Source organism: Pseudodonghicola flavimaris, from assembly GCF_030164425.1.
Classification (GTDB): domain Bacteria; phylum Pseudomonadota; class Alphaproteobacteria; order Rhodobacterales; family Rhodobacteraceae; genus Pseudodonghicola; species Pseudodonghicola flavimaris.
Genome location: NZ_JASNJD010000004.1, coordinates 271,931 through 288,817 on the forward strand (window position 1 = coordinate 271,931; position 16,887 = coordinate 288,817).

19 protein-coding genes are annotated in these 16,887 nt (G+C 64.7%); 15 read left to right on the forward strand and 4 right to left on the reverse strand.

The annotated features are described in order from the left end of the window. Nucleotides 1–23: 23 nt before the first annotated feature. The 15 genes from QO033_RS07625 (at nt 24) to QO033_RS07695 (ending at nt 13,337) form a co-directional block, all read left to right on the forward strand. Nucleotides 24–605, forward strand: coding sequence for a SoxW family protein (locus tag QO033_RS07625; RefSeq protein ID WP_284480357.1), 582 nt, complete (start codon nt 24–26; stop codon nt 603–605). Between the two features lie 216 nt (nt 606–821). Beyond that, nucleotides 822–1,298: a sulfur oxidation c-type cytochrome SoxX gene (soxX, locus tag QO033_RS07630; protein ID WP_284480358.1), complete on the forward strand. Its 477-nt coding sequence runs from the start codon at nt 822–824 to the stop codon at nt 1,296–1,298. A 65-nt stretch (nt 1,299–1,363) separates the two neighbouring features. After that, nucleotides 1,364–1,780, forward strand: coding sequence for a thiosulfate oxidation carrier protein SoxY (soxY, locus tag QO033_RS07635; RefSeq protein WP_284480359.1), 417 nt, complete (start codon nt 1,364–1,366; stop codon nt 1,778–1,780). 37 nt (nt 1,781–1,817) lie between these two features. After that, the gene (gene soxZ, locus QO033_RS07640; RefSeq protein ID WP_284480360.1) at nt 1,818–2,147 is read left to right on the forward strand and encodes a thiosulfate oxidation carrier complex protein SoxZ; all 330 of its coding nucleotides are present in this window, start codon (nt 1,818–1,820) and stop codon (nt 2,145–2,147) included. A 73-nt stretch (nt 2,148–2,220) separates the two neighbouring features. Further along, complete coding sequence (gene soxA / locus QO033_RS07645) at nt 2,221–3,078, forward strand: sulfur oxidation c-type cytochrome SoxA (protein ID WP_284480361.1); 858 nt, start codon at nt 2,221–2,223, stop codon at nt 3,076–3,078. Between the two features lie 101 nt (nt 3,079–3,179). Next, on the forward strand, nt 3,180–4,877 hold the full coding sequence (gene soxB / locus QO033_RS07650) for a thiosulfohydrolase SoxB (RefSeq protein WP_284480362.1): 1,698 nt from the start codon (nt 3,180–3,182) through the stop codon (nt 4,875–4,877). Between the two features lie 50 nt (nt 4,878–4,927). Next, complete coding sequence (soxC, locus tag QO033_RS07655; protein ID WP_284480363.1) at nt 4,928–6,211, forward strand: sulfite dehydrogenase; 1,284 nt, start codon at nt 4,928–4,930, stop codon at nt 6,209–6,211. Continuing rightward, nucleotides 6,195–7,316 carry a c-type cytochrome gene (locus QO033_RS07660; RefSeq protein ID WP_284480364.1) on the forward strand — a complete coding sequence of 374 codons (1,122 nt, stop codon included), beginning with the start codon at nt 6,195–6,197 and terminating at the stop codon, nt 7,314–7,316. The genes soxC and QO033_RS07660 overlap by 17 nt, the downstream gene beginning before the upstream one ends. Before the next feature lie 346 nt (nt 7,317–7,662). Beyond that, the gene (locus QO033_RS07665) at nt 7,663–8,295 is read left to right on the forward strand and encodes an ATP-dependent Clp protease proteolytic subunit (protein WP_284480365.1); all 633 of its coding nucleotides are present in this window, start codon (nt 7,663–7,665) and stop codon (nt 8,293–8,295) included. Nucleotides 8,296–8,437: 142 nt separating this feature from the next. After that, the gene (clpX, locus tag QO033_RS07670; protein ID WP_284480366.1) at nt 8,438–9,706 is read left to right on the forward strand and encodes an ATP-dependent Clp protease ATP-binding subunit ClpX; all 1,269 of its coding nucleotides are present in this window, start codon (nt 8,438–8,440) and stop codon (nt 9,704–9,706) included. A gap of 73 nt (nt 9,707–9,779) precedes the next feature. After that, nucleotides 9,780–10,139: a RidA family protein gene (locus tag QO033_RS07675; RefSeq protein ID WP_284480367.1), complete on the forward strand. Its 360-nt coding sequence runs from the start codon at nt 9,780–9,782 to the stop codon at nt 10,137–10,139. A gap of 139 nt (nt 10,140–10,278) precedes the next feature. Further along, entirely contained in the window at nt 10,279–11,907 is a 1,629-nt protein-coding gene (locus QO033_RS07680) for a Vgb family protein (protein ID WP_284480368.1), read from the forward strand. Nucleotides 11,908–12,050: 143 nt separating this feature from the next. Continuing rightward, nucleotides 12,051–12,434 (forward strand): NADH:ubiquinone oxidoreductase subunit NDUFA12, encoded by a 384-nt coding sequence (locus QO033_RS07685; protein ID WP_284480369.1) that lies wholly within the window; start codon nt 12,051–12,053, stop codon nt 12,432–12,434. A gap of 43 nt (nt 12,435–12,477) precedes the next feature. Further along, complete coding sequence (gene mlaD / locus QO033_RS07690) at nt 12,478–12,957, forward strand: outer membrane lipid asymmetry maintenance protein MlaD (protein ID WP_284480370.1); 480 nt, start codon at nt 12,478–12,480, stop codon at nt 12,955–12,957. Between the two features lie 2 nt (nt 12,958–12,959). Further along, nucleotides 12,960–13,337, forward strand: coding sequence for a DUF2155 domain-containing protein (locus tag QO033_RS07695; RefSeq protein WP_407682103.1), 378 nt, complete (start codon nt 12,960–12,962; stop codon nt 13,335–13,337). Here the strand turns inward: QO033_RS07695 and aat are convergent. The 4 genes from aat to QO033_RS07715 form a co-directional block, all read right to left on the reverse strand. Then, a complete protein-coding gene (gene aat / locus QO033_RS07700) occupies nt 13,301–13,933 on the reverse strand; it encodes a leucyl/phenylalanyl-tRNA--protein transferase (protein ID WP_284480371.1) in 633 nt (210 codons plus the stop codon). The genes QO033_RS07695 and aat overlap by 37 nt on opposite strands. A 28-nt stretch (nt 13,934–13,961) precedes the next feature. Continuing rightward, nucleotides 13,962–15,311 (reverse strand): acetyl-CoA carboxylase biotin carboxylase subunit, encoded by a 1,350-nt coding sequence (accC, locus tag QO033_RS07705; protein WP_284480372.1) that lies wholly within the window; start codon nt 15,309–15,311, stop codon nt 13,962–13,964. Nucleotides 15,312–15,320: 9 nt separating this feature from the next. Further along, entirely contained in the window at nt 15,321–15,815 is a 495-nt protein-coding gene (gene accB, locus QO033_RS07710; RefSeq protein ID WP_284480373.1) for an acetyl-CoA carboxylase biotin carboxyl carrier protein, read from the reverse strand. A gap of 150 nt (nt 15,816–15,965) precedes the next feature. Further along, on the reverse strand, nt 15,966–16,832 hold the full coding sequence (locus tag QO033_RS07715; protein WP_284480374.1) for a glycosyltransferase family 2 protein: 867 nt from the start codon (nt 16,830–16,832) through the stop codon (nt 15,966–15,968). Between the last annotated feature and the right edge of the window lie 55 nt (nt 16,833–16,887).

Below are 16,887 nucleotides of genomic sequence, written 5' to 3' on the forward strand. Positions count from 1 at the left end.
CGGGTGTGAGGGAGGAGAAAGACATGTTCAAAGCGATTCTGGCCGCCGCCGCGGCGGTGCTGCTGGCGGTGCCGCTGTCGGCGGCCGAACTGGGGGACGACGGTCTGCACAAGGAAGACTGGATGCGCGAGACCTTCAAGGACCTGCGCGAGGACTTTCACGAGGCGCAGGGCGAAGGCAAGCGGCTGATGATCATCCTGGAACAGCGCGGCTGCATCTACTGCAAGGAAATGCATGAGAAAACCTTTCCTGACCCGCGGATCCGCGCGCTGCTGAAGGACCGTTATTTCCCGGTGCAGATGAACCTGCATGGCGATACCGAGATCGTCGATACCGATGGCGAGGCGCTGTCCGAGAAGGCGGCGGCGCGCAAATGGCGGATCTTGTTCACGCCGACGATGATCTTCTTTCCGACCGAGCTGGACGAGAGCCGGCCGGCGATCGATCAGGCGGTGGCGGTGATGCCGGGGGCGTTCAGTCCGGGCACCACCTTCGACATGCTGACCTGGGTGCTGGAGGAGCGCTATGAAGATCAGTCCGAAGAGGATTTCCAGCGCTATCACGCCCGCATGATTCGCGAACGGGCGGACGGCAAGACGGACTGACGCGGCAGGGCCCGGAACCGGCCGGTTTTGCGATCCGTTTCGCTGCGTTGCGGCATTCTGATAACTTCATGAAAGATTTCAGATCAGTCGTGGAACTTTTTAATAATTCATACTTATGAATTCGTTGTTGCGACTGCCGCGCCGGTAGCCTACGGTGTACTGGGAGCAATAAGACAGCTTGTCGCAGTGACGATGCGGCAGCCATCGGGAGGAACCATGAAACTAGCATCTCTGACATTGGCGGCTGCCCTGATCGGCGGCGCGGCCATCGCGGCCGAAGTCGGCCCCAAGGACGTGAGCTTCGATGAATATGGCGCTGTCGCGACCTCGCTGACCGGGATGCCGGGCGACCCCGAGGCCGGCGCCGTGATCATGGCGACCAAGTCAAAGGGCAACTGCGTGGCTTGCCACGAGATCACCGCGCTGAGCGATGCGCCGTTCCAGGGCAATGTCGGGCCGATGCTGGATGGTGCCGGCGACCGCTGGAGCCCGGAAGAGCTGCGCGGTCTGCTGGTCAACCCCAAGAAGATGTTCGAGGGCACCGTGATGCCGGCCTTCTATCGGATCGACGGCTTCAACCGTCCCGGCGATGGCTACACCGGCAAGGCCGCCAAGGGCGAGCTGACGCCGCTGCTGTCGGCGCAGGAGGTCGAGGACGTCGTCGCCTTCCTGTCCACGCTGAAGGACGACTGATCCCCGCAGTTCCGCCGCCGGCGCGCCTCCGTGCCGGGCGGCCAGTTATGCAAAGGAGAAACGAAATGGAGTTCACACGTCGCGATACCCTGGCCATGGGCCTGGGCGCTGCGGTTCTGACAATGGTGCCGTTGCGGGCCTCGGCGGCTGCCGACGCCGCGATTGAGGCCTTCACCGGTGGCGCCGCGATGGTCGACAGCGGCATCGAACTGACCGCGCCGGAGATCGCCGAGAACGGCAACACCGTGCCGATCGAAGTTAGCGCACCCGGCGCCGAGGCGATCATGGTGCTGGCCACCGGCAACCCGACCCCGGGTGTGGCAACTTTCACCTTCGGGCCGCTGGCGGCCAGCCAGGCGGCCTCGACCCGGATCCGTCTCGCCGGCACCCAGGATGTGGTCGCCATCGCCAAACTGGCCGATGGCAGCTTCGCCAGGGCGGCCTCCACCGTCAAAGTGACCATCGGCGGCTGCGGCGGCTGAGCCCGCCTGCGCGTTCCGAAGACAAGGAGATTTCGAAATGGCATCTGGTGTTAAACCCCGCGTCAAGGTCCCGAAAACCGCCGCTGCAGGCGAGGCGGTGACCCTGAAGACGCTGATCAGCCACAAGATGGAAAGCGGTCAACGCAAGGACAAGGATGGCAAGGTCATCCCGCGCTCGATCATCAATCGCTTCACCTGCGAGTTCAACGGCCAGTCCGTGATCGACGTGAAGATGGAGCCGGCGATTTCCACCAACCCCTATTTCCAGTTCGAAGCGACGGTGCCCGAAGCCGGGGACTTCACCTTCACCTGGTACGACGATGACGGGTCGGTCTACACCGAGACGAAACCCATCGCCATCGGCTGAGCCGGCGGGCTGACCCAGGCAGACGCCCGATCCCGTGCGCGGGGCCGGGCGAAGACCCAAGGGAGGAAAAGGGATGAAATTCAAGGCAATGACGGCGATTGCCGCTGTGGCGATGGCGCTGCCGGCCCTGACCTGGGCCGATGCGGATGACGACGAGCTGGTGATCAACGGCGAGATCGAGATCGTCACCAAAGCGCCGGCGCCCGCCTTTATGGAAGACACCGGGATCGACACCATCATGTCGGGCTGGCACTTCCGCTCGGACGAGACCCAGGCGCTGGAGATGGACGACTTCGACAACCCGGGCATGGTCTTCGTCGACCAGGCGCTGGAAACCTGGAACACCGTCGACGGCAGCGAAGGAAAGTCCTGCGCCTCCTGTCACGGGGCACCGGAGGAGTCGATGGTCGGCGTTCGTGCGGTCTATCCGAAGGTCAATGCCGAAGCCGGAGAGCTGCGCACCATCGCCATGCAGGTGAACAACTGCCGCGAGACCAAGATGGGCGCCAAGCCGTGGAAATATGCCGGCAGCGAGATGGCGGCGATGGAGGCCCTGATTTCGGTCCAGTCGCGCGGCCTGCCGGTCAATGTGGCGATCGATGGGGCCGCCGCGCCCTATTGGGAGCACGGCAAGGAGATCTATTACACCCGCTTCGGTCAACTGGATCTGTCCTGCGCCTCCTGCCACGAGCAGAACTACGGCAACATGATCCGCGCCGACCACCTCAGCCAGGGGCAGATCAACGGCTTTCCGAGTTATCGTCTGAAGAATACCAAGCTGAACACCGTGCAGGACCGGTTTAAGGGCTGTGTGCGCGACACCCGCGCCGAGACCTTCAGCCCCGGCTCGCCGGAGTTCGTGGCGCTGGAACTCTATGTTGCCAGCCGCGGCAACGGTCTGTCGGTCGAGGGACCCTCGGTCCGCAACTGATCAATCGTGACCTCGCTTCCTGAAACAGGGGGCGGGGTCTTTCCTTTAAATAATTCACATATGCGAATGTGTGATGCGATCTGAACGGAAAGCTGTGCTCCATGATTTCACGTCGTGATTTCCTCCAGGTTTCGATGGCGGCTTCGGCGCTCTTGGGTGCGTCGGGCTTCGGCAATTGGGCGCGGCTGGCCGCGCAGCAGGCGCTGACGCAGGATCAGCTGCTTGAGTTCGAAACCTTCGGCAACATCAGCCTGATCCATGTCACCGACATCCATGCCCAGCTGAAGCCGATCTACTTCCGCGAGCCTTCGGTCAATCTCGGCGTCGGGGCCAACCGGGGGCAGGTGCCGCATATCACCGGCGCCGACTTCCGCAAGGCCTACGGTATCGCCGACGGCAGCCCCTCGGCCTATGCGCTGACCTATGACGATTTCGCCTCTTTGGCCCAGGGCTATGGCCGGGTCGGCGGGCTCGACCGGGTGGCGACGGTGATCAACGCGATCCGCGCCGACCGCCCCGATGCGCTGCTGCTCGATGGCGGCGACACCTGGCACGGCTCCTACACCTGCTATCAGACCGAAGGCCAGGACATGGTCAACGTGATGAATGCGCTCAAGCCCGACGCGATGACCTTCCACTGGGAATTCACCCTGGGCTCCGACCGGGTGAACGAGCTGGTGCAGGGGCTGCCCTTCGCGGCGCTGGGTCAGAATATCTTCGATGCAGAGTGGGACGAGCCGGCCGAGCTCTTCAAGCCCTACAAGTTCTTCGAACGTGGCGGCGCCAAGGTGGCGGTGATCGGCCAGGCCTTCCCCTATATGCCGATTGCCAACCCGCGCTGGATGTTCCCGGAATACTCCTTCGGTATCCGCGACGAGCATATGCAGGAGATGGTGGACGAGGTCCGCGAGGCCGGCGCCGATGTGGTGGTGGTCCTGTCGCACAACGGGTTCGACGTCGACAAGAAGATGGCCAGCGTGGTCACCGGCATCGACGTGATCCTGTCGGGCCATACCCATGACGCGCTGCCCGAACCGGTGCTGGTGGAACAGACCCATATCATCGCCTCCGGGTCGAACGGCAAATTCGTCTCCCGTGTCGATCTCGACGTGCGCGACGGCCAGTTGATGGGCCTGAAGCACAAGCTGATCCCGATCTTCTCGGACGTGATCATGCCGGACCCGGCAATGACCCGGCTGATCGACGAACAGCGCGCGCCCTTCAAGGCGCAGCTGGAGGAGGTGATCGGCCAGACCGACAGCCTGCTGTATCGTCGCGGCAACTTCAACGGCACCTGGGACGACCTGATCTGCGATGCGCTGCTGTCCGAGCGCGAGGCCGATATCGCCATGTCGCCCGGGGTGCGCTGGGGCCCCAGCCTGGTGCCGGGCGACAACATCACCCGCGAGGATATCTGGAACGTCACCTCGATGTCCTACGGTGAGGCTTACAGGTCTGAAATGACCGGGGAATTCATCAAGGTGATCCTGGAGGACGTGGCCGACAACATCTTCAACCCCGACCCCTATTACCAGCAGGGTGGCGACATGGTGCGGATCGGTGGCATGGGCTACCGGATCGATATCACCAAGCCGCAGGGCGAGCGGATTTCCGAGATGACGCTTCTGAAAACCGGCGAGCGGATCGACCCGGCCAAGAGCTATGTCGTCGCCGGCTGGGCCAGCGTCAACGAAGGCACCGAGGGGCCGCAGATCTGGGACGTGGTGGAAAGCCATATCCGCAAGCTCGGCACCGTCACGGTCACCCCCAACACATCGGTCACGGTCGAGGGCGCCTGAGGCGGTCCGGCCCGATCCGATCCCGATATCTCAAAAGGAGGCAAATCCAGATGAGCGACAGCACGAAGGACAATGCGCCCTCTCGCCGCCAGTTCCTGACCGGGGTGGCCGCAGCCGGCGCCGGCGCGGTGGCAGCGGGCGCCAGCCGGGCGGCGACGCCCGATCCCCTGATCACCGAGGTTCAGCCCTGGGCCTCGGCCACCGGCGAGGGGGTGGATGCCACCCCCTACGGTCTGCCGATCCGTTTCGAAGGCGATGTGCGCCGGCGCAATGTGGAATGGCTGACCGCGGATACCATCAGCTCGATCAACTTCACCCCGATCCATGCGCTGGACGGCACCATCACGCCGCAGGGCTGCGCCTTTGAACGGCACCACTCCGGCGCCATCGAGCTGAGGAAGCAGGACTACCGGCTGATGATCAACGGGCTGGTGGATACGCCGCTGGTCTTCACCTATGCCGATCTGGAGCGGTTCCCTCGGATCAACCGCACCTTCTTTCTGGAATGCGCCGCCAACACCGGGATGGAATGGGCCGGTGCCCAGCTGAACGGCGCCCAGTTCACCCACGGCATGATCCACAACATGGAATATACCGGGGTTTCGCTGCGGACCCTGCTGGAAGAGGCCGGGTTGGATGCGGCCGGCGATCTCAAGGACAAATGGGTCTATGTCGAGGGGGCCGATGCCTCCTCCAACGGCCGGTCGATCCCGATGGAGAAGGCGCTGGACGATTGCCTGGTCGCTTTCAAGGCCAATGGCGAGGCGCTGCGCAAGGAACATGGATATCCGGTGCGGCTGGTGGTGCCGGGCTGGGAAGGCAACATGTGGGTCAAGTGGTTGCGCCGGATCGAGGTTACCGATCAGCCGGTGCAGAGCCGGGAAGAGACCAGCAAATACACCGACACGCTGGCCAATGGGGTCAGCCGCAAGTGGACCTGGGTGATGGATGCGAAATCCGTGGTCACCAGCCCCAGCCCGCAATCGCCGATCAAGCATGGCAAGGGGCCGCTGGTGATCACCGGTCTGGCCTGGTCTGGCCGCGGCGCCATCACCCGCGTCGATGTGTCGAAGGACGGCGGCAAGACCTGGGAGACCGCGCGACTGGCGCAACCGGGGCAGGCGATGGCACTGACCCGCTTCTATCTCGATACCGAATGGACCGGCGAGGAGATGCTGCTGCAATCCCGCGCCATGGATGAGACCGGCTATGTCCAGCCCACCAAGGCCGAGCTGCGCGAGGTGCGCGGCATGAATTCCATCTACCACAACAACTGCATCCAGACCTGGTGGGTCAAACCGAACGGAGAGGCCGAGAATGTCGAAGTTTCCTAAGCTGATCGCTCCCGCTGCGGTGGCCGCGACGCTGATCGCCGGGCCGGCGCTGGCTGAGAAATACGGGCTGGGCCGGCCCGCCCTGCCGGAAGAGGTTGCGGCCTGGAACCTTGATGTCAGCCCCGACGGCACCGGGCTGCCCGAGGGCTCCGGTTCGGTCGAGGATGGCGAGGCGCTCTTCGCCGATTACTGCGCCGTCTGCCACGGCGATTTCGCCGAAGGCGTGGACAACTGGCCGAAGCTGGCCGGCGGCATGGATACGCTCGATCACGAGGACCCGCTGAAGACGGTGGGCAGCTACTGGCCCTATCTCTCGACCACCTGGGATTACGTCCACCGGTCGATGCCCTTCGGCAACGCGCAGACGCTGGCGCCGGACGAGGTCTATGCCATCGTCGCCTATATCCTCTATTCCAACGATCTGGTCGAAGATGACTTCGTGCTGTCGAAGGAAAACTTCCTCGATGTCGAGATGCCGAACCGCGACGGTTTCATCATCGACGACCGTCAAACCTCCGAGGCCGCCTTCTGGAAGGACGCACCCTGCATGACCGATTGCAAGGAGAGCGTCGAGATCACCATGCGCGCGGCGGTGCTGGATGTCACCCCGGAGGAGACCAAGGCCCGCAAGGTGCAGGAGATGATGGACGCCACCAACCCGCGTAGCACCGAGGCCGCAGCGACGACGGAAGCCGCCGCACCGGTCACAGAGGAGGTCGCTGCCGCAGCGCCGGCAGAGGAGGCCCCGGCGGTCGAGGCCGTGCCTGCCGCCGAGGCGCTGGACCCGGCACTGGTCGCCAAGGGCGAGAAGGTCTTCAAGAAATGCGCCGCCTGTCACCAGGTCGGCGACGGCGCCAAGCATCGTACCGGTCCGATCCTGACCGGGATCGTCGGCCATCCGGCCGGCGCCTCCGACGGCTTCGGTTACTCCAAGGCGATGAAGGAGGCCGGCAGCGACGGGCTGGTCTGGAGCGAGGAGGAGCTGCATGCCTTCCTGTCCAAGCCCAAGCAGTACATGAAGAAGACCAAGATGTCTTTTGCCGGTCTGAAGAAGGACAGCGATATCGAGGCGGTGATCGCCTATCTGAAATCGACCGCGCAATAGCCGCGGCGGCGACTCTCCCCGGGTGGCGCCCTGGAGCGCCAGGCCTGCACCCCGGAGCCCGCATTGGCTCCGGGGTGTTTTTTCGCGCGCGACGGGGGAGAACCGGCGTGCCGCTGGCGCCTTCGGCGAGGATATTTGGGCCAGAAAAAGAGTGGCCGGAGAAGCGCCTGCGGCGGTGGCGGGTGACGCAGGGAGAGGCAGGCGAGGCTCAGGATCGGGGCGCCGGGGCGGATCGCGCAGGGTTCCGGGGTCCGCGCCCCCTTGCAGCCCCCCGGGAGCGACACTAAGACTCTTGTAACGCAGCTTCGGGTATCGTCCCGATCCTTGATAAAGGCAGGCAGGTCACATGTACGATCCGATTGATACCTATATGAACACCCTGGTCCCGATGGTTGTCGAGCAGACCAGCCGTGGCGAGCGGGCCTATGATATCTTCTCGCGCCTGCTGAAGGAGCGGATCATCTTCATCAACGGCCCGATCCACGACGGCATGAGCCATCTGATCGTGGCGCAGCTGCTGCACCTTGAGGCGGAGAACCCGAACAAGGAAATCAGCATCTACATCAACTCGCCCGGCGGCGTGGTGACCAGCGGTCTGTCGATCTACGACACAATGCAGTACATCAAGCCGAAGTGCTCGACCCTGGTGATCGGCCAGGCGGCGTCGATGGGGTCGGTCCTGCTGGCCGGCGGCGAGGCGGGCATGCGGTTCTCGCTCCCGAACAGCCGGATCATGGTGCACCAGCCCTCCGGCGGGTTCCAGGGCCAGGCCAGCGACATCATGATCCATGCCGCCGAGACCCAGAAACTGAAGGACCGGCTGTATGACATTTACGTCAAACATACCGGTCAGACCAAGAAGGCGGTTGAAAAGGCGCTCGATCGTGACAATTTCATGTCACCTGAGGAAGCCAAAGAGTGGGGCCATATCGACGAGATCGTCGAAAGCCGCGCCAAACTGGGCGAAGACGGGAAATAAGGCCTGATCCCGGCGGGGCCGTGCCGGTGCGCATAACGCGGGTAATTTGCGATTGTGATGCCCGGGACGCTGCCCTAAGCTGGCTTGGCATGACTCTTCCCGGCCATGGGGTGGCAGATAAATCGAAGCCGAAAGGTAAATTATGGCAACGAATTCAAGCGGCGACAGCAAGAATACGCTCTACTGCAGCTTTTGCGGCAAGAGCCAGCACGAGGTGCGCAAGCTGATCGCCGGCCCGACTGTGTTCATCTGCGATGAATGCGTCGAGCTGTGCATGGATATCATCCGCGAGGAGACCAAGGCCTCTGGGCTGAAGTCCACCGACGGTGTGCCGACGCCTAAGGATATCTGCGAAGTGCTCGATGATTATGTCATCGGCCAGGCGATGGCGAAGCGGGTGCTGTCGGTTGCCGTGCACAATCACTACAAGCGTCTGAACCATTCGCAGAAGGCCGGCTCAGATATCGAACTGGCGAAGTCGAACATCCTGCTGATCGGCCCCACGGGCTGCGGCAAGACGCTGCTGGCGCAGACGCTGGCGCGGATTCTGGATGTGCCCTTCACCATGGCCGATGCCACCACGCTGACCGAAGCCGGCTATGTCGGCGAGGATGTGGAAAACATCATCCTCAAGCTGCTGCAGGCCTCGGAATACAACGTTGAGCGGGCACAGCGCGGCATCGTCTATATCGACGAGGTCGACAAGATCACCCGCAAGTCGGAGAACCCCTCGATCACCCGCGACGTGTCGGGCGAAGGGGTGCAGCAGGCGCTGCTGAAGCTGATGGAAGGCACTGTCGCATCGGTGCCGCCGCAGGGCGGACGCAAGCATCCGCAGCAGGAGTTCCTGCAGGTGGACACCACCAACATCCTGTTCATCTGCGGTGGCGCCTTCGCCGGGCTCGACCGGATCATCGCGCAGCGCGGCAAGGGCTCGGCCATGGGCTTCGGTGCCGATGTGCGCGACAATGACGAACGCGGCGTGGGGGAGATCTTCAAGGATCTGGAGCCCGAGGATTTGCTGAAATTCGGCCTGATCCCGGAATTCGTCGGCCGTCTGCCGGTGATCGCGACGCTGGAAGACCTGGACGAGGACGCTCTGGTCACCATCCTGACCAAGCCGAAGAACGCACTGGTCAAACAGTATCAGCGCCTGTTCGAGCTGGAAGACACCGAATTGCAGTTCACCGAGGATGCGCTGAAGGCGATCGCCAAACGTGCCATCGAACGCAAGACCGGTGCGCGCGGGCTGCGCTCGATCATGGAGGATATCCTGTTGGATACCATGTTCGAACTGCCGGGCATGGACAATGTCACCAAGGTCGTCGTCAACGAAGAAGCCGTGAGCTCTGCCGCGCAGCCGCTGAAGATTTACGCGGATGCCGAGAAGGAGCCGGCGACGGCGGGCTGAGGCCGGTGATATCCAATGATTGGACGGCGCGGGACTTTCCCGCGCCGTTTTCTTTTGTAGCGGAGAGAAAGAGATGACCATCACACGTATCCGTTCGGGCGGAGAGTTCGAGGCGAAGATCGGCTATTGCCGGGCCGTGGTTGCGGGGGGCTTTGTCCATGTGGCCGGCACCGTCGGGCAGGGCGACGATGTGGTTGCACAGTGTGGCTCGGCGCTGGAGACCATCAGCCGGGCGCTGGCCGAGGTCGGGGTCAGTTTCGCCGATGCGGTGCGGGTCACCTATTATCTGCCCGACCGCGCCGATTTCCCGCTGTGCTGGCCGCTTCTGTCCGAGACCTTCGGAGAGAATCCGCCAGCTGCTACGATGATCGAATGCGGCCTGATCGATGAGAAATACCGGATCGAGATCGAGCTGACCGCGCTCCTGCCCTGATCGGATCGATGCGGGGGTAACGTAACGTTATCTCCCCGCCGCCGCCCGGGCTGTGCCTATGGTTGCACAGCCGTTCCCCGGGAAGAGGAGCCCGGGCGGGTGGTGCATGGCTGCGGCCATGATCCAAAGGGAGGAGACTATGACTTATCTCAATCGGGCGATGCAGTCGGCATCGGCCCTTGTTCTTGCGCTCGGCCTCGGGCTGCCGGCCCAGGCCGATGGTTATCGGGTCGAGACGCTGGTGCCGGGATCGGCGTTCCACGGCGTCCACGGGCTGGGTGTCGATGCGGCGGGGCATCTCTTTGCCGGCAGCGTGGTGGGGCAGACGCTCTATCGGGTGGATCGCGACAGCGGTGCGGTATCGGTGGAGATTCCCGCGCCGCAGGGCATGGCGGACGACCTGGCCTTTGCCCCCGATGGCACCATGGCCTGGACCGCCTTTCTCTTGGGCGACATCTATGCTCGCGGTGCGGACGGCGCGGTGACGCAGCTGGCCAGCGGCTTGCCGGGCATCAACTCTCTGGCCTACCGCGACGATGGCCGGCTGTTCGCGACCCAGGTGTTTCTGGGCGATGCGCTTTATGAGGTCGACCCCACCGGCCGGGCGCCGGCCCGCAAGATCATGGAGGGCATGGGCGGTCTGAACGGGTTCCAGTTCGGTCCCGACGGCAAGCTCTACGGGCCGTTGTGGTTCAAGGGGCAGGTGGTGCGTGTCGATGTGGAGACTGCCGAGATCGAAGTGATCGCCGACGGGTTCAAGGTGCCGGCGGCGGTCAATCTCGATTCCAAGGGCAATATCTGGGTGGTGGATACCGCGCAGGGGCATCTGGTGCGGGTCAGCCCGGACGGGCAGCGCAAGGAGATCTTCGCGCATCTTTCCACCTCGCTCGACAATCTGGCGATCGATGCGGAGGATCATATCTTCGTCTCCAACATGGCCGACAACGGCATCCAGCAGATCGACCCGCAAAGCGGCGCGGTGCGACAGCTGGTCAAGGGCGCGCTGTCGATGCCGGGCGGGCTGGCGCTGGTCTCTGACGGCGGGCGCGATACGCTCTATGTCGCCGATGGTTTCGCCTATCGCAGTGTCGATACCGCCAGCGGCGCGGTGACCGATCTGGCGCGGATGCAGGCGGATCATCTGGAATACCCGTTCAGCGCCCGCGCCAATGCGGACCATGTGCTGCTGTCCAGCTGGTTCACCGGCACCGTGCAGGTGATGGATCGCCACAGCGGCCACAGCCTGCGCCTGCTGCATGGGTTCGCCGCGCCGCAGGACGCGTTGGAGCTTGCCGATGGCAGCCTGCTGGTGACGGAACTGGCCAAGGGCACGCTGACCCGGGTGACGGGCGCCGAGGGCGACACCCGCGAGGTCGTGGCCGAGGGGCTGGTGCTGCCGGTTGGCATGGTTCCGGACGGGCAGGAGGCGGTGTTCCTGACCGAGGCCGGGACCGGCACCCTGTCGCGGATCGCGCTGGCGGACGGGGCGAAGACGGTGATCGCCTCGGGGCTGCAGGGGCCCGAGGGGCTGGACCGGGCGCCCGATGGGCGGCTGGTACTGGCCGAGGTCGGCACTGGCCGGGTGCTGGCGATCGATCCCGCCGGGGGAGAGGTGGCGGTTCTGGCCGAAGGCCTGCCGATCGGCATGACCGCCGCCGCCGGCATGCCGCCCACCTATATTCCCACCGGGGTCGCGGTGGGGCAGGACGGTAGCGTCTATGTCAGTGCGGATATCGAGAACGCGATTTACCGGCTGGTGCCGCAATAACGGGCGTCTGATGGCCCGGGCCGGGTCCGGGGCTGCCCCGGGCTCGGCGCCAAGGCGCTGGCGGCACGGAATCTCCGCCTCTGATCTGGACCTTGCCGCGCGCTTGGTCCATACCTGCCGTCAGCATAAGGCCGGAGGCTTACATGGGAATCCTCAACACTCTTCTGCGCGCGGCGACTTGGTGGCACGGGCAGACGATCAACACCCAAATCTACACCTGGCGCAAGGGGACCAAGGTCGGCGAGGACAATCAGGGCAATGTGTTCTATCGCAATGCCGATGACAGCCGCCGCTGGGTCATCTTCAACGGTGAGGTCGAGGCAACGCGCGTCGATCCCGATTGGCATGGCTGGCTGCACCATACCTTCAAGGAGCCGCCGACCGAACAACCGCTGGCCCATAAGCCGTGGGAAAAGCCGCATCACGAGAACCTGACCGGGACGGCGCAGGCCTATGTGCCCGCCGGGTCGATTCTGCGGCCGCAGCCGGTCGAGCGCCGCGATTACGAGGCCTGGAGCCCGGAATAGCCGGGTCCCGCAGGCCCTGGGTTTCTAGCGTACGGAGCGTCGCATGTCGCATAGCACCACCGAGGTTCTGGTCGGGGGCGTGGTTCTGGCCGCGGCCATCGGCTTTGCCGTCTATGCCGGGCAATCCACGGGGTTCGGTCCCGGCGGTGGCGGCTACCCGCTGACCGCGTCCTTCCGCTCTCTCGAAGGGGTGAGTGTGGGCACCGACGTGCGGCTGGCGGGGGTCAAGATCGGCACCGTCACCGGGATGGAGCTGAACCCCGAGACCTATCGCGCCGACACCACGCTTTCGATCCTGAAGGGCATCGAGATTCCCGACGACAGCTCCGTCGTGGTGTCCTCCGAAGGGCTTCTGGGCGGCAATTTTGTCGAGATCATGCCGGGCGGATCGCTCGGCTATTTCGAACCGGGGTCGGAGATCACCGATACCCAGGGCTCCGTCAGCCTGATCTCACTGCTGTTGAAATTCGTCTCGGGCGGGTCGGGTGGCTCTGACAGCGGCGACAGCGGAGCGACGGAGTGATCCTGCGCCGCGCCGTTCTGCTGGGCCTGCTGACCGCTGCCGGGCTGGCCGCCGGGCCGCTGCTGGCGCAGGACCGGGTGCCCTCGACCTCGGGGCAGGGCGCCGTTCTGCGCGGGCTCGACAAGGTTAACGGCCAGACCGTGGATATCGAGCTGTCCAATGGCGGCACTGCCGAGGTCTTCGGCCTGGATGTCGCCCTGGCCGATTGCCGCTATCCCACCGACAACCCCACCGGCGATGCCTTCGCCTATCTAACGATCTGGGAACGGGGCAAGGCTCAGGCCATTTTCGAGGGCTGGATGATCGCCTCCGCCCCGGCGCTGAACGCACTCGATCATGCGCGCTATGACGTCTGGGTGTTGCGCTGTATCACGTCCTGAGCGCTCGGCACCGGCGGCGCGGTGAAATCCGCCGATTTCTCCAGCGCTGAGGCCAGCCGCCGCTGATAGGCGGCCCGCGGGATTTCGATGCCGCCGAGGCTGGCCAGATGACTGGTGAGAAACTGCGTATCGAACAGTTCGAAGCCGCCCTGACGCAGGCGGTCGACCAGATAGGCCAGGGCCAGCTTCGACGCGTCGGTGCGCCGCGAGAACATGCTTTCGCCGAAATAGGCCGCCCCCAGCACCACGCCGTAGACGCCGCCGATCAGCCTGTCGCCGTCCCAGACCTCCAGCGAATGCGCCCGTCCCATCCGGTGCAGGGCGATGTAGAGGCTGCGGATTTCTGCGTTGATCCAGGTTTCTGTCCGGTCGGCGCACCCGTCGAGCACGCCAGCGAAATCGCGGTCTATGGTGATCTGGTAGCCGCCGCGGCGCATCCGCCGCGCCAGCGAGCGCGAGATATGGAAGCCGTCCAGCGGCAGGATCCCGCGCCGCTTGGGGTCGACCCAGAAGATCTCCGGGTCGTCCCGATGCTCGGCCATCGGAAAAATGCCGATGGAATATCCGTGCAGCAGCAGTTCGGGGCTGATCGACATCGGTCAGCCCCGCCTGCAAGGGGAAAGCTCAGGCGCCCAGATGATCCTCAAGCCATTTTTCCAGCCAGTGGATGTTGTAGTTGCCGCCGAGCACGTCGGGCTCCTGCAGCAGCGCGCTGAACAGCGGCACGGTGGTGTCCACGCCGTCGACGATCAGTTCTCCCAGCGCGCGGTTCAGACGCGCCAGCGCCTCGGCCCGGTCGCGGCCATGCACGATCAGCTTGCCGATCAGGCTGTCGTAATAGGGCGGGATCGAATAGCCGTCATAGAGCGCGGAATCCATCCGCACCCCCAGCCCGCCGGGGGCGTGATAGGCGCTGATCTTGCCGGGGCAGGGGGCGAAGTTCGGCAGCCGTTCGGCATTGATCCGCACTTCGATGGCATGGCCGTTGATGGTCAGATCGTCCTGCCCGAAAGACATCGGCTCGCCGGCAGCGACCAGGATTTGCTCCCGCACCAGATCGACGCCGAAGATCGCCTCGGTCACCGGGTGTTCCACCTGCAGGCGGGTGTTCATCTCGATGAAGTAGAACTCGCCCTTCTCGTAGAGAAACTCGATGGTGCCGGCGCCGATATAGTTGATCTTGGCCACCGCCTCGGCGCAGACCTGACCGATGCGGGCGCGTTCCTCGGCGCTGATGCAGGGGCCGGGGGCCTCTTCCAGCACCTTCTGGTGGCGGCGCTGCAGCGAACAGTCGCGTTCCCCCAGGTGGACCGCCTTGCCCTTGCCGTCGCCGAAGACCTGAATTTCGATGTGCCGCGGCGTGGTGAGGTATTTTTCGATATAGACCTCATCGTTGCCGAAGGCGGCCTTGGCCTCGGCCCGGGCGGTATGGAAGGCATGTTCCATGTCGGCGGCGGTCAGCGCCACCTTCATGCCTCGGCCGCCGCCGCCGGCGGTCGCCTTGATGATCACCGGATAGCCGATCTCGGCGCCGACACGCTGGGCGGTTTCCAGATCGGGCACGCCGCCGTCGGAGCCGGGCACGCAGGGCACACCCAGCGCCTTCATCGTGTCCTTGGCGGTGATCTTGTCGCCCATGATGCGGATATGCTCCGCGGTGGGGCCGATGAAGGTGATGCCGTGATCTTCGACGATCTGCACGAAGTTGGCGTTCTCCGACAGGAAGCCATAGCCGGGATGGATCGCCTGCGCGCCGGTGATCTCGCAGGCGGAGATGATGGCGGGCATGTTCAGGTAGCTTTGCGGGCTGGGCGGCGGACCGATGCAGATCGATTCATCGGCCATGCGCACATGCATCGCATCGCTGTCGGCGGTGGAATGCACGGCGACCGTGGCAATCCCCATCTCGCGGGCGGCGCGGATCACGCGCAGGGCGATCTCGCCCCGGTTCGCAATCAGAATCTTGTCGAACATCTCGGCCCCTTACTCGATGATGACCAGGGGAGTCCCGAATTCGACCGCGGCGCCGTCGTCGACCAGGATGCGTTTGACCGTCCCGGCGCGCGGTGCGTGGATGTGGTTCATGGTCTTCATCGCCTCGACGATCAGCAGCGTGTCGCCCTCATCGACGGTGGCGCCGACCTTGATGAACTTCGGCGCGCCGGGTTCGGGCTGCAGATAGATGGTGCCGACCATCGGAGAGGTCACGGCGCCGGGATGGGAGGCGGGATCTTCCTGCGGTGCGGCGGCGGCGGCCGGGGCCGCTGCGGGGGCGGCAGCCGGTGCGGCGGCGACCGGTGCCGGGGCGGCCATCGCCACCGGTGCGGCGATCGGCGCGGCACGGCTCACCCGCACGTTCAGGCTGTTGTCTTCGCTGTACTCGCGCTTGACCTCAAGCTCGGTCAGGTCGTTCTCTTGCAGAAGCTCCGCAAGGGCCTTGATGAAAGCCACATCCGCGTCGGTTGTTTTATTCGTCATATCGTTCCTCGACCCGTTTGAACCGCGCCGGAGGGAGATCGGGCGGCATGCAAATCATGTGGGCTTATAGGCCATGGCGGAAACGGTGAAAAGCGCAGATGCCGCAGCCAAAGGCTACACGGCTGCGTGACCGATCGGCCCAAGCCCCGCTCAAGCCCCGCGCAGCCGTTCGGGCAGGGTGGTGCGGCTGGTGAAGCGGTGGTTGCGGGCGCGGATCAGCCCGCGTTTGGCGTCGCGCGCCGGTTCGGCGGCGATCGTGGCGAGCGCGGCCTCTGCCGCAGGGTCCCAGGGCGCTTCGGGCAGCGCTTCGAACCCGTCATAGAACTTGCGGGCGGCCAACAGCGGTTTCGCCCAGGCCGGTCCCGGCAACCCCTTGCCCGGGCCGCCGGCGATCTCGCGCCGGTGGTGGTTGGCGGCCAGAAGCGCCGGGCGAAAGGCGTATTTCAGGTGGATCAGATAGACCCCGGGCGGCAGGACAAAGGGGAACCGGGGCACCAGCCGCGGGCGGACCTGGACGCCATGACGAACCAGCCGGACATCGCCGCGCGCCGCCCAGGCCTTGGAATAATGGCTGGAAAACGCCGCCGCGGGCCGGTGTTTCAGCACCGGATCGCCATCGGGCACACGGGGATCGCCGGGCCGTTCGGCCAGGTTCAGCCCCAGCGCGAAAACCGCCTGTCCGGTTTGCGCGGCAAAGAAGCTTTCGAAACTGTCGTAAAGCGCGGGATCGAGGCAGACCAGCTCGTCGGCATCGGTGCGGATGGCCCAGTCGTAGACCGCCAGCAGCCCCGACAGCAGACCGTTCAGCAGCCGGTCGCGCAGGGCATCGAATCCCTCCAGCCGGTCGCGCGGCACGGTGAGGATATTGGCGCCGGGACAGAGCCGGGGCAGCATCGGATCGGCCCCATGGGCGACGATGAAGAGGTTCTTCGCCCCCAGATGGCGGGCATAGTGCATGTACCACTGCGACAGCGCCCAGTGATCGCGATACACCATGGTGATGGCACAGATCCTCATGTCTCCATCTAGGGCCGCGAAACCCCGGGCGACAAGCGAAACCTCCGCCCCCGCC

Bases quoted from the DNA above. Each gene is read 5' to 3' on its own strand.
- QO033_RS07625 (WP_284480357.1), top strand. From the start codon at position 24: ATGTTCAAAGCGATTCTGGCCGCCGCCGCGGCGGTGCTGCTGGCGGTG.
- soxX (WP_284480358.1), top strand. From the start codon at position 822: ATGAAACTAGCATCTCTGACATTGGCGGCTGCCCTGATCGGCGGCGCG.
- soxY (WP_284480359.1), top strand. From the start codon at position 1,364: ATGGAGTTCACACGTCGCGATACCCTGGCCATGGGCCTGGGCGCTGCG.
- soxZ (WP_284480360.1), top strand. From the start codon at position 1,818: ATGGCATCTGGTGTTAAACCCCGCGTCAAGGTCCCGAAAACCGCCGCT.
- soxA (WP_284480361.1), top strand. From the start codon at position 2,221: ATGAAATTCAAGGCAATGACGGCGATTGCCGCTGTGGCGATGGCGCTG.
- soxB (WP_284480362.1), top strand. From the start codon at position 3,180: ATGATTTCACGTCGTGATTTCCTCCAGGTTTCGATGGCGGCTTCGGCG.
- soxC (WP_284480363.1), top strand. From the start codon at position 4,928: ATGAGCGACAGCACGAAGGACAATGCGCCCTCTCGCCGCCAGTTCCTG.
- QO033_RS07660 (WP_284480364.1), top strand. From the start codon at position 6,195: ATGTCGAAGTTTCCTAAGCTGATCGCTCCCGCTGCGGTGGCCGCGACG.
- QO033_RS07665 (WP_284480365.1), top strand. From the start codon at position 7,663: ATGTACGATCCGATTGATACCTATATGAACACCCTGGTCCCGATGGTT.
- clpX (WP_284480366.1), top strand. From the start codon at position 8,438: ATGGCAACGAATTCAAGCGGCGACAGCAAGAATACGCTCTACTGCAGC.
- QO033_RS07675 (WP_284480367.1), top strand. From the start codon at position 9,780: ATGACCATCACACGTATCCGTTCGGGCGGAGAGTTCGAGGCGAAGATC.
- QO033_RS07680 (WP_284480368.1), top strand. From the start codon at position 10,279: ATGACTTATCTCAATCGGGCGATGCAGTCGGCATCGGCCCTTGTTCTT.
- QO033_RS07685 (WP_284480369.1), top strand. From the start codon at position 12,051: ATGGGAATCCTCAACACTCTTCTGCGCGCGGCGACTTGGTGGCACGGG.
- mlaD (WP_284480370.1), top strand. From the start codon at position 12,478: ATGTCGCATAGCACCACCGAGGTTCTGGTCGGGGGCGTGGTTCTGGCC.
- aat (WP_284480371.1), bottom strand. From the start codon at position 13,933: ATGTCGATCAGCCCCGAACTGCTGCTGCACGGATATTCCATCGGCATT.
- accC (WP_284480372.1), bottom strand. From the start codon at position 15,311: ATGTTCGACAAGATTCTGATTGCGAACCGGGGCGAGATCGCCCTGCGC.
- accB (WP_284480373.1), bottom strand. From the start codon at position 15,815: ATGACGAATAAAACAACCGACGCGGATGTGGCTTTCATCAAGGCCCTT.
- QO033_RS07715 (WP_284480374.1), bottom strand. From the start codon at position 16,832: ATGAGGATCTGTGCCATCACCATGGTGTATCGCGATCACTGGGCGCTG.